The sequence below is a fragment of the Streptomyces sp. NPDC054863 genome (genome assembly GCF_053610825.1).
This window is the reverse complement of the sequence record NZ_JBSGZD010000057.1, coordinates 1-15,151: the sequence shown is the minus strand read 5'-3', so window position 1 is coordinate 15,151 and position 15,151 is coordinate 1. Positions and strand designations below refer to the sequence as shown.

Annotated in this window: 5 protein-coding genes; 3 read left to right on the top strand and 2 right to left on the bottom strand. The window is 70.8% G+C overall.

Annotated elements, in window-relative coordinates; genetic code table 11:
• Positions 1-5: 5 nt before the first annotated feature.
• Together ACWGIG_RS13785 and ACWGIG_RS13780 are read right to left on the bottom strand one after the other, a co-directional pair.
• Positions 6-1,403 (bottom strand): cation:proton antiporter, encoded by a 1,398-nt coding sequence (locus ACWGIG_RS13785; RefSeq protein ID WP_453321771.1) that lies wholly within the window; start codon positions 1,401-1,403, stop codon positions 6-8.
• Positions 1,404-1,581: 178 nt separating this feature from the next.
• A complete protein-coding gene (locus ACWGIG_RS13780; RefSeq protein WP_453321770.1) occupies positions 1,582-2,523 on the bottom strand; it encodes a TauD/TfdA family dioxygenase in 942 nt (313 codons plus the stop codon).
• A 231-nt stretch (positions 2,524-2,754) separates the two neighbouring features.
• Between ACWGIG_RS13780 and ACWGIG_RS13775 the strand changes: the two genes are divergently transcribed.
• The 3 genes from ACWGIG_RS13775 (at position 2,755) to ACWGIG_RS13765 (ending at position 15,114) form a co-directional block, all read left to right on the top strand.
• On the top strand, positions 2,755-8,649 hold the full coding sequence (locus ACWGIG_RS13775; RefSeq protein ID WP_453321769.1) for an amino acid adenylation domain-containing protein: 5,895 nt from the start codon (positions 2,755-2,757) through the stop codon (positions 8,647-8,649).
• 112 nt (positions 8,650-8,761) lie between these two features.
• Positions 8,762-9,847, top strand: coding sequence for a ketoacyl-ACP synthase III family protein (locus ACWGIG_RS13770; RefSeq protein ID WP_453321768.1), 1,086 nt, complete (start codon positions 8,762-8,764; stop codon positions 9,845-9,847).
• A gap of 20 nt (positions 9,848-9,867) precedes the next feature.
• The gene (locus tag ACWGIG_RS13765) at positions 9,868-15,114 is read left to right on the top strand and encodes a type I polyketide synthase (RefSeq protein ID WP_453321767.1); all 5,247 of its coding nucleotides are present in this window, start codon (positions 9,868-9,870) and stop codon (positions 15,112-15,114) included.
• The last annotated feature ends 37 nt before the right edge of the window (positions 15,115-15,151 follow it).

Here is a 15,151-nt window from a genome sequence, read left to right as displayed (position 1 = left end):
GCCGGCTACGCCAGTTCCACGGGTCTGCGGTCCTCTTCCACGGGTTCCACGGGTCTGCGGTCCTCGCTTTCCACTGGTCTGCGGTCCTCGCGCGTCAGGGTCGACTCCATTTCGGAGCGCCGGAGTTTCTCGTCCTCGGTGACCTCCAGCCTTCCCATCGCCCTGCGCAGGACCGGCGGCCCCATCAGCGAGGTCACCACCGCGATGAGGACGATGACGGTGTACATCGCCGTACTCAGCACGCCGAGCCGCAGTCCGACCATCGCGATGATCACCTCGACGACACCGCGGGCATTCATCCCCGCGCCGAGCGCGACCGCCTCCCAGCGGCTGAGCCCACTGGCCCAGGCCCCGATGAAGGCACCGGCGAACTTGCCCACGACCGCGATCAGCAGCAGCACCACGGCGGCGATCAGCACTGTCGGATCACTCAGTGCGGTCAGGTCCATCCGCAGGCCGGCCGAGGCGAAGAAGACCGGGGCCATCACGGCCATGACGAAGGTGCGCAGCGGCGCCAGCCGGGTGAGTACCTCCGGGCCTCCGCCGCGGATCAGGACGCCGGCGACCAGTGCGCCGAAGATGGCCTCGAAGCCGAGCGCGTGCGTGGTCGAGCTGAAGAGGATGACGATGACGACCGTCAGACCGACGGTCGGACCGGGCTCGGCGGCCCTGGCCGTCGTCCGCATGACGTGGCGCACCAGCGGACGCCCGATCAGCAGGGCCGCAACGATGAAGAGCAGGAGGAAGCCGACCGTCTTGGCCAGACCGGCTGCATGCAGTCCGGTCGTGGCCATCGCGGTGACCACCGAGAGCCCGAGCCAGCCAAGGACGTCGTCGACCGTGCCCGATACCAGGATGAGCTGACCGACGTTGCGGTGGAGCATCCCCAGATCCATCAGCGTCTTGGCGATGACCGGGATGGCACTGACGCACATCGCGATGCCGAGAAAGGTCGCGAAGACCGTACGGTCGGAGCCCTCCGCCAGCAGCGAGGCCGGCAGCAGGGCCCCCGTGCCGATGCCCAGCACGAGCGGAATGACGAAGCCGGGCAGGCTCACCCGGGCGGCGGTCGCGGCACTCTTCCGTATCAGGCGGGTGTCCAGTTGCAGCCCGGTGATCGCGACCAGCAGGATGACACCGATCTGGCCGAAGGCGTCCAGCAGATGGGCCTGTTCCGCCGTCTCGGGGAAGAGCCGGGCGGACAGTCCGGGCAGGGCGTTGCCGACCAACGACGGGCCCAGCACGATGCCGGTCAGCAGCTCTCCGACGATCGCGGGCATCTTCAGCCGCATGGCGAGGCGCCCCAGCAGGGTGGCCACCAGCAGCAGGACGCCGACCTGCACGAAGAACAGGGCCAGCGGATGCCCGCCGATGGGCGGTACCGGCTGTAGCGCGATCACCACGGATCCTCCTGGGATCAACTGCTCGGGCACGGGACGAAGGGCTGGCCGTGCACGGCGCCGGGGCTGGTCGGACATGACGACACAGGACACAGCGACACAGGGCTGGTCGGACATGGCGACCAGGACACAGCGACACAGGGCTAGTCGGACATGGCGACCAGGACACAGCGACACAGGGCTAGTCGGACATGGCGACCAGGACACGGCGCGGTCCGGTGAAGGGCCGGCGGCCGTGGCCGACGAGCATGTTGTCGATGAGCAGCAGATCGCCGGTCCGCCAGTCGACGTCGACGGCGGCTTCCAGGCCGCGGTCGCGCACCTGGGTGATGTAGTGGGCCGGGATGGGCGAGCCGTCGGCGAAGGTGACAGACTGGGGCAGGTCCTTCTCCGGCATGATCCGGTAAAGCGCGGCAGCCGTCTCGTCGCCGAGTCCGGCGACATGCCACTGGTCGGCCTGGTTGAACCAGACCTCGGTACCGGTCACCGGGTGCTCGACCGTCGACGGCCGTATCTGGCTCACCCGCAGTCCGCCGTCCTTCGTCCACTCGTAGCTCGCGCCGGTGCCGTCGAGGAAAGCCTCGACGTCCGCGCGGGACTCGGTCTCGAAGGTGTCCTGCCAGCTCTTGCCGAAGCCCTTGCCGCCATGCAGGTTCTGCACGTAGCGCACCCCGTCGGCGAAGCGCTCGCGCACCTCGGGGTCGAGGGACTCCAGCCAGCGGGCCCCGTCCACCACGGGGGTCGCGCCGCCCGTCTCGGCGGCCCGTTCGCAGAAGAAGAGCAGTCGGGCCGGCCACTGGTGGGCGTAACTCATCTCGTTGTGCATCGAGATGGTGAATTCCGGCGGGTACTCGGTGGAGGTGTAGACGTTCTGCCCGACCTTGGTGCGGGGCGAGTTTCCGTGAACGTACGCGAGCCGGTTGGGCAGCAGCAGGTCCATCACCTCGTCCAGCTCCGCCGGGGTGACGTGGAAACCGCGGAGGACCAACGCCTTCGAGCGGGTGAGCAGGCCCGTCAGGTCCTCCAGAACGCACAGGTGGGATGCCAGGCCTTCCGGGGTGGAATCGGCTGCGACGTCGGCCGGGGTGATGACGAGCGGTGTCCAGGCGCGGTGGCCGTCCATCGGGATTCTCCTTGAGTCAGGACCATGGTCCGGTCCGACCCTGAAGGCCGTGTCTATATTTCTTCGCTACCCGGCCGATATCGGTGGCGCCCAGGAATGTATAGGCGGCCTATAGCCGCGCTCCGCATGGTGGCCATTACCGCGCACCACTGTGCGGGGGCCAGTGTGCAAGGGGATACCCAAAGGTGGCTGGCGCCAATTCCTGGGTTACGGCGATCGATGGAGTCCAGAATGGTCGACAGGGAAGCGATACGGCTGCCTTTGTCCGCCGGTCAGCAGGGGGTGTGGTTCGCGCACCAACTGGACCCGTCCGGACAGAAGTACAACTGTGCAGAGTACATCTCCCTCGACGGTCCGGTCGACGTCGCCGTGCTCCACGCCGCCTGGGCGCTGCTGCGCGAAGAGGCCGAAGTCGTCCGGATCCGGCGTGTGGTGAAGGACCACGGCTTGTGGCAGGTCCTGGACCCGGACCATGCTGCGGTCCTCCCGCTGGTCGACTTCACGGCAGCCGGCGACCCGGAGGCAGAGGCGCACCGGTGGATGCGCCAGGACATCAGGCGGCGGCTGGACCTGAGCACCGGACCGATATCTTCGTTCGCACTCCTCAAGCTGTCCGGGGCCCGGCTCTTCTTCTACTACCGGATACATCACGTCGTTGTTGACGGCTACGGAATTCACCTTCTGGGTCGGCGGCTGGCCGAGATCTATTCTTCGCTGGCCGCCGGACAGAGTCGCGTCGACCCGGTATTCGGCCCCTTGGCCACCCTTCTCGACGATGAGGCCGCCTACCGTGCGTCAGCGGATTTCGAGACGGACCGTGCGTACTGGGTGGAGCGTTTCATCGACCGTCCCCAGGTGCTGCGGGTCCCCGGGCGCCGGAATGCCGAATGGAGCCTGCCGGAAGACTCGTTGAGGCTGCGCCTCACGTCCCCGATCCCCGGGACCGACCTCGATCGGCTGAAGCAGACCGCTGCGGAGACCGGCACCACCTGGCAGATCCTGCTCATGACGATCGTGGGGGCCTATGTCCACCGGGTCACCGGAAGCCGGGATGTGGTCCTCGGCCTTCCCGTGACGGGCCGACGCAGCGTCGAGGCCCGCCAAGTCCCGGGCATGGTGACCAACAGCATGCCGATACGCCTCGATGTCCCGCCCGGAGCGAGGCTGTCCCAGCTGGTGCCCCGGCTGACCCGGGAGGTCGGCAGTGCGCTTCGGCACGAACGGTTCCGGCTGGAGGACCTGCAGCGCGAACTGGCCCTGGACGCCAAGGTGGGCGGGCTCATCGGGCCCATCGTCAATTTCATGCCGTACGGCGGGCCGCTGCGTTTCGGGGACGTCCTGGCGACCAGCCACAACCTGGCGTCCGGGCCGGTCCTCGACCTGTTCGTCACCGTCCGCCCCGAGAACGGCCCGGGACCGGGTGGCGAGTCGATGTCCCTGGTGATGGACGGCAATCCCGAACTGCACGACCTGGAGAGCCTGACCGGGCACCTGGAGCGGCTCACCGCCTTCGTCCGCACGGTCGCCACCGACCCCGCAACGGCCGTCGACCGCGTCGATGTGCTCGGGACGGCGGAACGGCACGAGCTGCTCGTCGAGCGCAACGCCACCGCGCTGCCGCTGTCCGAGGAGACCGTGCCCGAGCTCTTCGGCCGGCAGGCCGCCGGCGCTCCCGGGAACATCGCGCTCGTCCAGGGGACGTCCGTCATGACGTACGGGGAGCTGGACGCGCGTTCCGACCTGCTCGCGCGAGAACTGACGGTACGGGGGGTGGGGGCCGAGGACTTCGTGGCGCTCGCGCTGCCGCGCTCGCCAGGTCTCGTCGTCGCGATGCTCGCCGTGCACAAGGCGGGCGCCGCGTTCGTGCCGGTCGACGCGTCCTATCCGGTCGAGCGCATCGCGTACACGCTCAACGACTCCGCCCCCGTACAGGTGATCACCACGGCCGAAGTGGCGGAGCGCCTGCCCGGCTCCACTCCGCGGCTCCTCGTGGACGCGGACACCGGCGCGGACACCGCTGCCGCGCCGGGCGCTTCCGCCGGTGCTGCCACAGACCGATCTGCCGCCGAATCCCCTGCCGCACCCGACCCCGAGCACCCCGCCTATGTCATCTACACCTCCGGTTCCACCGGCCTGCCCAAGGGCGTGGTCGTGACACACCGGGGGCTGCGGAGCTTCGTCGCGGACCACGTCCTGCGTTACGGAGTCGACGCCGGCAGCCGCGTACTGCAGCTGGTCTCGCCGAGCTTCGACGTCGCGATGGGTGACATCTGGCCGGCGCTGCTGGCGGGCGCCCGCCTGGTTCTGGCCCCCGCCGGGCAGAGCACCGACCTCGACACGCTGGCCCGGCTGCTGCACGCCGGGGGGATTACGCATGCCGCGATCCCCCCGGTATTCCTGACCCGGCTGCCCTCCGACGGTCTGCCCGCACTGCGGGTGCTGATCACCGGCGGCGAGGCCATGCCTCCCGAGGTGCGGCAGCGGTGGGCCGAGGGACGGCGGATGTTCAACGAGTACGGGGTCACCGAGACGACGGTGACCACCACGGTGAGCCCGCCGCTGGACACCGTCACCGGGCCCCCGCCGATCGGCCGCCCCATAGCCAACTCCCAGGTGTACGTACTGGACGAGGCCTTGATGCCCGTCCTGCCGGGCGCGGTCGGCGAGCTGTACATCGCGGGTGCGGGGATCGCCCGGGGCTATCTGCGCCGGCCGCTGTTGACCGCCGAGCGGTTCGTTCCGTCCCCGTACGGCGAACCCGGCTCGCGCATGTACCGCACCGGCGACCTCGTACGGTGGCGGACCGACGGTCAGCTGGAGTACGTCGGGCGCGCCGACAACCAGGTCAAGATCCGCGGCTTCCGCATCGAACTCGGCGAGATCGAGGCGGTGCTGGCGCGGCACGAGGAGGTCAGGGCGGCGATCGCAGTGGTGCGGGAGGACCTGCCCGGCCGCAAGCAGTTGGTCGCCTATGCGTTGCCCTCGCCCGACGCGGCACCGGACCCGGGTGGGCTGCGGCGGTTCGCGGCCCGTTCACTGCCGGACCACATGGTCCCGGCTGCGGTGGTCCTGCTGGATTCCGTCCCCTTGACCCCGAACGGCAAGGTGGATCACAAGGCGCTGCCCGAGCCGGACTTCTCCTCTCCCGCCACCGAACGGCTGCCGCGCAACGCCACGGAGGAGGCTCTGTGCGAGCTGTTCGCCGAGGTGCTGGGGGCGGGCCGGATCGGTGTGGAGGACTCGTTCTTCGACCGGGGCGGTGACAGCATCACCGCTCTCCAGCTGGTGGCCCGAGCACACCGGGCGGGCCTCGACTTCGGGGTCGGAACACTCTTCCGAAATCCCACGATCGCCCAACTTACCCCATTCGTAAAAGAGTTCAACGAGTCAGGGGAAGTGGAAGCAGTGGGTGCGGGGGTCGGGCCGGTGGACCTCACTCCGGCGATCGCCCGGCTCACGGAGATCGCGCCGACCGGGTGGGGACACGAGTCGGTGCTGCTCCAGCTGCCCGCCGGAGCCGGCTACGACGAGGTCGCCGAGACCGTACGGGCCGTGGTGGATCACCATGACGGTCTGCGGCTTCGGGTGGCCTCGAACGGTGCGGGCCGGTGGGAGGCGCGGACGCTGCCCCCGGGGACCTTCGATCCGCGGGACGTGGTGGTCCTGGCCCCCGACACGGAGGCCGCGCAGGCCGCCGCGCTCTCCCGGCTGTCCCCCGCCGACGGGGCAATGGTGCGGGGCGCCTTCATCAAGGGGACGCGGGGCCGGGCATCCCGGCTGCTGCTGGTGACCCACCCACTGGCGGTCGACGCCCAGTCGTGGCGCATCCTGCTCGACGACCTCGCCTCGGCCTGGGCGGACGTGGCTGCGGGCCGCCCGGTCGCACTCGCCCCGACCGCCACCTCGCTGCGGACCTGGGCCGGACGGTCGGCGGCCTCAACGTCCGGCCGGTCCGGCGAAGCGGCCGACCCGGCAGCGCCTGCCACGACCGCGGGCAGCACCCGTACGGCTCCCGCGGCCGACGGTCCGGCTGCCGGCCTCCCCCGGAATCTTTCGCTGACGCTCCCCGCAGGGGAGTTCGGGGCGGCCCTCAGCACGCTCCCGGGGCTGTACCGCGCCGAGACCGGTGACGTACTGGCCACTGCACTGGCCCTCGCGTACGCACACTGGTCCTCCGGCAGCCCGGAAATGCTGCTGGAGGTGGAACTCCCCGGCCGCACCACAGCCTCGCACCACGGTGAAGTGGCCCGGACGGTCGGCAACTTCAGCGATTGCGCGCCGGTTCGCCTCGCTCCCGGCCCACTCGCCTGGGACGAGGTCTGCTCGGGAACGGCCGCCCTCGGCCCGGCCCTCAAGCGGGTCAAGGAGCAACTGCGTTCGCTGCCCGGCCGCGGTACGGGCCTCGGCCTGCCGCACCGTCCGAACCCGGACGCGGCCGGTGAACCGGCGGCCCTACGGCGCCCGCCCCTCGCCCTGCGTCACCGCGGAGAGCTTCCGGTGGGCGGGGCCTGGCTGCCGACGGGCGAGCAGGGCAGCTTCAGCTTCGCCGGGGGCTCCGAACTCGCCCCGGGACACTTGGAGTTCACGACCGTCTGCCACGACCGCGGCGCCGGGGCCGACCTGGACGTCACCGTCGTCTGGGACGGGGAACGGCATACGGAAGCCGCTGTGAAGGAGCTGACCGAGTTGTGGCGTGCCGCACTCGGCGGGCTCGTCGTGCACAGCGCCGACGACGGGGCCGGCGGGCTCACTCCGTCCGACCTGCCCCTGGTTGCGCTGGAGCAGGACGAGATCGACGCCTTGGCCGTCGCGCACCCCGACATGTCCGACGTGCTGCCGCTCGCGCCGCTGCAGGAGGGCCTCCTCTTTCACAACCTGCTGTCCGAGCACGGCGTCGACGCCTATGCGGCGCAGTTGCGCTTCGACCTGGAGGGGCCGCTGGACCCGGCGGCGCTCCGTGCGGCCGGCGCCGCTCTGCTCGAACGGCACGCCGGTCTGCGGGCCGCCTTCCGCTACGGCGGTGCAGCAGATCCCGTGCAGATCATCTGCGAGGGCGTACAACTCCCCTGCACGGAAAGGGATTTGACCGGGATCCCCGAAGAGGCACGGGAGGACGAGGCGCGGCAGCTGGCGGCCGGCGAACGCGGGCGGCGGTTCGACATGACGGCGCCGCCCCTGTTCAGGTTCCTGGTGCTGAAACTGGCCGAGGGCCGACACCGACTGGTGCTGACGGCCCATCACATCCTGTGGGACGGCTGGTCGACAGCGATCCTGGTCCGGGAACTGTTCACGTTGTACGCGTCGTACGCGCGCGGCGGTGACAGCTCTGCGCTGGCACCCGTCACCCCGCACCACGGCTATCTGGCCTGGCTCGCGGCTCGGGACCGTACGGCCTCCCGGCAGGCCTGGGGCGAGGCGCTGCGGGGCCTGACCGGTCCCACCTACGTCGCCGACGGCTTTTCGGGGCCGGCCCAGGAGCAGCAGGCCCATTTCGAGCAGGTGCTCGACGAGGAGCTGACCGAGGCTCTCACCTCGCGCGTCCTCGCCCAGGGGATCACCCTCAACACCGCCGTACAGGGTGCCTGGGGGCTGTTGCTGTCCCAGGTGACGGGCAGCGACGACGTGCTGTTCGGGACCTCGGTCTCGGGACGGCCGCCGGAACTGCCCGGGGTCGAGGAGATGGTCGGTCTGCTGACCAACACGATCCCGGTGAGGCTGCACCTGCGGGCCGGTGAGCCACTGATGGAGATGCTGTCACGTCTCCAGGAGGAGCAGACTTCTCTGTTGCCCCACCACCATCTGCCCCTGGGCGACATCCAGCGCCAGGCGGCGGGCCCGGCGGACGGGCCCGGCTTCGGATACAGCGGCGGTGCGCTCTTCGACACGGCCATCACCTTCGTCAACTACTCGTTCGACACCGCCGGCCTCGCGGCGGACGGCGGCCTGCGGCTGGCGGCCTTCGGGGTCGAGGACGGCACTCACTACCCGCTGCGGCTGGCCGCCGTCCCGGGCCGCACCCTCACTCTGCGGATCGGCTACCGGACCGACGCCTTCTCCCGCACGGAGGCCAAGCGGCTGCTCAAGAGGCTGGTACGGACGCTCGAAACGGTCGCCGCCCGCCCCTGACACTCACGCCATGGGCCCCCTCCTTTCCACACGCGGGACGTTCTGCACCACCCCACCCACACCACCCACCCCTCCGCACACCCCATCCACCCATCGAGAAGGCGAGGCGGCCTTGCGCACGCCCGGGATATTCATCAAAGGGCTCGGAGTCTTCCTGCCCGACACGGTTGCCGTCGAGGACGCCGTCGAGCAGGGGCGCTACCCCGCCTTCGAGGTCGAGCTGCACGAACTCGCCGGAGCGGCCGTGGCCGGGGAAACCCCTGCGCCCGAAATGGCCCTGCACGCGGCGCAGGAGGCGTACAAGCGCGCCGGACACCGCCCCGAGGACACCGACCTGCTGCTGTACGCCGACTCCTGGCACCAGGGCCCGGACGGCTGGCAGCCGCAGTACTACCTGCAACGGCATCTCGTCGGCAACGACGTGCTTGCCGTCGAAGTCCGGCAGGGCTGCAACGGCATGTTCGGCGCACTGGAGCTGGGCGCCGGCTATCTACGGGGCCGGACCGCCGGGGCGAGCGGTGCCAGGAACGGCGCAGCGGTCGGCGAACGGGCCGCCACCGCACTGCTCGTGGCGTCCGACAACTTCGGAACGCCGATGATGGACCGCTGGCGGATGGGACCCGGCTACGTGGCCGGGGACGCCGCCAGCTCGGTGCTCCTCACCACCGAACCGTCCTTCGCCCAGCTTCTCTCGGTGGGCTCGGTGGCCGTGTCGGAGGCCGAGCAGATGCACCGCGGCACCGAGCCGCTGTTCCCGCCGGGGCCGACCATCGGCGCGCCGCTGGACTTCCAGGCCCGTAACGCCGACTACAAGAAGGCCGCGCTCGCCGACGGCACCGGCACGGGAGCCCTCGTCAAGGTCCACGGCATGACCCTGCACCTGGTCGAGCGGACCCTGGACGAGGCCGGCCTCACCCTGGACGACGTCACGCGCGTCGCGTACATGAACTATTCGCGCGAGATCGTCGAGCAGCGCTGCATGGCCGCCCTCGGCCTCCCCATGGAGAAGTCGACCTGGGAGTTCGGCCGCACCGTCGGCCATCTCGGTGCGAGTGACCAGATCATCTCCCTCGATCACCTGCTGAAATCCGGCGAACTCGCCCCGGGCGATCACCTGTTGATGCTCGGCGTCGGGCCGGGCGTCACCCTCTCCAGCGCGGTCGTGCGAATCCTGCACCCCGCTCCGTGGTGCAGTTAACAAGGCTAGGAGACGAAGTCGTGCCTACTGTTGAACCCATCGCCGTGATCGGGGCCGGATGCCGGCTGGCGGGCGACGCCGATTCCCCCGGCGCGTTCTGGGAGATGCTGCTCGCCGGCCGTGACGGTATCAGTGAAATGCCCCAGGACCGCTGGGAGTTGTACCGGGAACTGGGGCCGGAACACGATGCCGCGGTGCGCCGCGCCGACATACCCGGCGGCTTCATCAAGAACATCGAAGGATTCGACTCCTCCTTCTTCGGCCTCACCCCGCGTGAGGCCGAACTGATGGATCCGCAGCAGCGGTTGCTGCTCGAAGTGGTGTGGGAGGCACTGGAGCACGCGGGCATCCCCCCGCAGAGCCTGGCCGGCGGCGACACCGGGGTCTTCGTCGGCATCGGCTCGGACGACTACGGCCGCCGACTGCTCGAAGACCTGCCCGGCATCGAGGCGTGGACCGGGATCGGCAGCGCCATGTGCGCGGCTGCCAACCGGATCTCGTACGCCCTCGATCTGCACGGCCCCAGCATGGCGATCGACACCGCCTGCTCCGCCTCCCTGGTCGCCACTCATCTGGCCTGCCAGAGCCTGCGCGCGGGCGAGAGCAGAGTCGCCCTCGTCGGAGGCGTCAACCTGATCATCTCCCCCGGTCTCTCACTGACCCTGGAGTCCGCTGGCGCCACCGCCCCCGACGGCCGCTGCAAGCCGTTCGATGTGTCCGCCAACGGCTACGGCCGCGGCGAGGGCGGCGCAGTGCTCGTCCTCAAGCGACTCAGCGAGGCCCAGCGCGACGGCGACCGGGTGCTCGCCGTCATCCGCGGCAGCCACGTCAGCCAGGACGGCCGCACCAACGGCATCATGGCGCCCAGTGGACCGGCCCAGCAGCGGCTGCTGGAGGAGACCCTGCGCCGCTCGGGTATACCGGCGGAATCGGTCGACTACGTCGAGGCCCACGGCACCGGCACCCGGCTCGGCGACCCGCTGGAAGCGGGTGCGCTGGGCGCCGTGTACGGAAAGGGGCGGCCCGCCGACGAGCCGGTGCTGCTCGGTTCGGTGAAACCCAACATCGGCCACCTGGAAGCCGGGGCGGGGGTCGCCAGCCTGCTCAAGGCCGTACTCGCTCTGTCGCACGGCGAAATCCCGCCGAGCCTCAACTACACCGAGGGCAACCCGGCGATCGACTGGGACAACAACGGGCTGCGGGTGGTCACCGAGCGCACCCCGTGGCCCGACCGGGGCCGTCCGCGGCGTGCCGGTGTTTCCGGCTTCGGCTACGGCGGCACCATCTCCCACCTGCTCCTGGAGCAGGCCCCCGAGCCCACCGCTCCGGCCGCGCAGCCCCGCAAGGACGCGGGCGCCGCCCTGCTCCACCCGCTGTCCGCCAAGTCCGGCGCCGCCCTCAAGGAGTCCGCGAAGGAGCTCGCGGACTGGCTGGTCGGTCCGGGCAAGGACGCGCCGCTTGACTCCGTCGGCCACACCCTCGCGCTGCGCCGCTCGCACCTGGACAGCCGGGCCGCAATCGTCGCCGAGAGCCGCGACGAGCTGGTGGCCGGGCTGCGGATCATCGCCGACGGCGAGCAGTCGCGCCGGGCGGTCAGCGGCTCGGCACCGTCCGGAGCGGGGAAGGGCCTGGTCTGGGTCTTCTCCGGGCACGGTTCGCAGTGGGTCGGCATGGGCCGTGAACTGCTCGCGACCGAGCCCGCGTTCGCCGAAGCCGTCGACGACCTTGAGCCCGTCTTCCTGGAGGAGATCGGCTTCTCCCCCCGGCAGGTACTGCTGGACGGCGACTTCGAGACCGTCGACCGCATCCAGACCATGATCTTCGCCGTACAGATCGGCCTTGCCGCGCTCTGGCGCTCGTACGGGATCGTCCCGGACGCCGTGATCGGCCACTCCGTCGGCGAGATCGCCGCGGCCGTGACGTCCGGCGCCCTGTCCCGTGAGGACGGCGCCCGGCTGATCTGCCGTCGCTCGAAGCTGCTGCGCCGGGTCACGGGACAGGGCGCGATGGCAATGGCGAGCCTGTCGCTGGAGGAGACCACCGAGCGGCTCGCGGGCCGCACGGACGTGGTGGCGGGCATCGCGGCCTCTCCCCACTCCACGGTGGTTTCCGGGGACATCGCCGCGATCGAAGCGCTCATGGAGGACTGGCAGGCCGACGGCGTACAGCTGCGGCGGGTGGCGTCCGACGTCGCCTTCCACAGCCCCCAGATGGACCTCCTTGTCGACGAACTCGCGGCTGCCGCGCACGACTTGACGCCGCATCGGCCTTTGATCCCGATGTACTCCACCGCACTGGAGGACCCGCGCGCCACGCCGTCGGCCGACGGTGCGTACTGGGCGGCCAACCTGCGCAACACGGTACGGCTGGCCGCGGCCACCCGCGCCGCCGCCGAGGACGGCCACCGCTCGTTCCTGGAGGTCTCCGCGCATCCGGTGGTCGCCCACTCGATCGGCGAGACGCTGAGCGAGGAAGGCATCGAGGACGCTTTCGTCGGTTCCACGCTGCGCCGCGACCAGTCCGAGCGGATCTCCCTGCTGACAGCCGTCGCCGCGGCCCACACCAGCGGCATCGGCTTCGACTGGGCACGCCTCCAGCCGACCGGTGAGCTGCTCACGCTGCCGCAGGTGGCCTGGCAGCGGCAGCCGCACTGGCGCGAGACCTCCTTCCCGGGCGCGGGCCAGGGACTCCAGCACGATGTGGACTCCCACACCCTGCTCGGTGCGCCGGTCTCCGTGTCCGGCCGGTCGCTGAAACTGTGGCGCACCCTCCTGGAGGACGTGAACCGTCCCTACCCGGGCAGCCACACCATCAACGGGACCGAGATTGTCCCCGCCGCCGTACTGATCAACACGTTCCTGAACGCGACGGCCAAGGAGGGCACTCCGCAGACGCTGGGGGAGCTCGCACTGCGCCTGCCGCTGACCGTCTCCGAACGCCGCGAAATCCAGGTGGTCCACGACGACAACGGGCTGCACCTCTCCTCGCGGCCCGCCGACGGCGACGGCCTCTGGCTCACCCACACCACCGCCACGGCCGCCGCCTCCGGCACTGCGGCACCACTGAGCAGGATGCCTGCCGGGCCTGCAGATCTCGCGCCGGCCGACCCGGGCGACATCCAGCGCCATCTGGCCTCCGTGGGCGTCCCCACCATGGGCTTCGAGTGGACCGTCAAGGAACTGCTGCGCGCCGATGGTGTCCTGCACGCCCGGGTGCGGGCGGAGCAGCCGGAGGGGTCGCCCGCCACCTGGGCACCCGTCTTCGACGCCGCGCTGTCCATCGCCCCCTCCGCCTACCCCGGGCCGGCGACGCTGCGCATGGTGGCGGGGCTGGCCGAGGTACGTGTCGAGGGCACGCCACCCGCCGCCGTCGATATCCGCGTCACCCATGACGCACGGGCCGACGCGGTGGACGTCCTCGTCGCCGACCCCAACGGGACGGTACTGGCCGCACTGCGGGGCGTGCGGTACGGGACGATCGGCCAGGAATCCCTGAGGGCCGCTCCACCCCACGAGCTCGTACATGAGTTGGCATGGCGCCTGCTGGAGACCGCACGGCCCGCGGCATCGGGCACGTCCGACGCGGCCGGTCCGGCCGGACGGCCGGTCAAGGACATCGTGCTGATCGGCCCGGCCGACAGCGCCCTTGCGGACGCACTGCGCGAGCGGCTCGCCGCCGACGGCGGGGAGTTGCGCATCCTCAAGAGCCCGGGCGAACTGGACGGCCGGCCCGGACTCGGCGAATCCACCGACGTGTTGGTGGCGCCCCCGCTGCCCGTCGGCAGCGAAGACGTACCGGACACGGCCGCCGCCAACGCCTGGCTGCTACTGGACACCGCACAGCGGCTGGCCGCGCTGGACACCGTGAAGTTCCCCCGGCTGTGGTGCCTCACCACAGGCGTACGGGAGAGCCGGGAAGCCCCGCAGCTCGCGCACTCCGCACTGTGGGGTCTGGGCCGGGTCATCGCCGGTGAGCACGGTGAACTGTGGGGCGGCATCGTCGACCTGGCGGCGGAGGGGTTCGCCCCGGCGGACGCCGGGCCGCTGCTCGACGTGCTGCGCACAGCGGCGCACGAAGACGTCGTTTCCCTCCGTGACGGCGTTGCCACCGTCGCCCGCCTCGCCCGTACGGAACGCGAGGCGCTGCACGAGCCGGTGGCCTGCCGGGCCGACGGCACGTATCTGATCACCGGCGGGCTGGGTGTTCTGGGCCTCGAAGTCGCCCATTGGCTGGCCGAGCGGGGCGCCCGCCGACTGGTCCTGGCCGGCCGTCGCGGACTGCCGCCGCGCGCGGAGTGGGACGCGGTCACCGATGAGGTGATGCTCAGTCGTATCGCGGACGTACGGGCACTGGAGGAACTCGGCGTCACCGTACGCACCGTGTCGCTCGACATCAGCGACGCGTCCGAGGCCGCCCGGCTGCTGACGCCCGACGCTCTCGGGCTGCCTCCGATCCGAGGCGTCGTGCACGCCGCGGGCGTGCTCGACAACCGGATGGTCCCGGACGTCGACGAGGAGTCCCTGCGGGGCGTCATGCGGCCCAAGACAGAGGGCGCCTGGGTGCTGCACGAGCAGTTCCCGGTCGGCAGCCTGGACTTCTACGTCCTCTTCTCCTCCTGCGGCCAGCTGCTCGGCATGCCCGGCCAGGCGAGTTACGGATCCGCCAACGCGTTCCTGGATGCGCTGGCACTGCACCGCAACGCCTCGGCCGAGGCGAACGGCTCCGCCGGTGACGCCACGAGCTTCGCGTGGACGTCGTGGCGCGGCCAGGGCATGGCGGTCAACGAAGTCGTCGACCTGGAGCTGCGCGAACGCGGGGTCACCGACATCTCGCTCCCCGAGGCCTTCGGCGCCTGGGACCACGCGGCGCGGCGCGGCGCCGGATACTTCCCGGTCCTGCGGACCGTACCGCTGGAGGCGGGCGGTGAACGGCTGCCGCTGCTACGGGAGATCGGCACGACCGAGACCGCTTCGGCCGATGCCCAGCAGGGCGGCGACTCCTTCGACGGTCTGGCGCCGGACGAGCTGCGCGAAAGGCTGCTCGACGAGGTCACGGCTCAGATCGCGGGCGAGATGCGACTGCCCGTCGCCTCCCTGGACACCCGCCGCTCGCTGGTGGAGCAGGGGCTGGACTCGGTGATGACGATTGTGATCCGCAAGCGGCTGGAGAAGCGCTTCGGGCACAAGTTGCCGGCGACGCTCCTGTGGCACCAGCCGACGGTGGTGGCGATCAGCGAGCACCTTGCGGAGTTGCTCACCACCGAGTAGCCGACGGCGGACCGTACGACAAGGGTGCCCCCTTCTC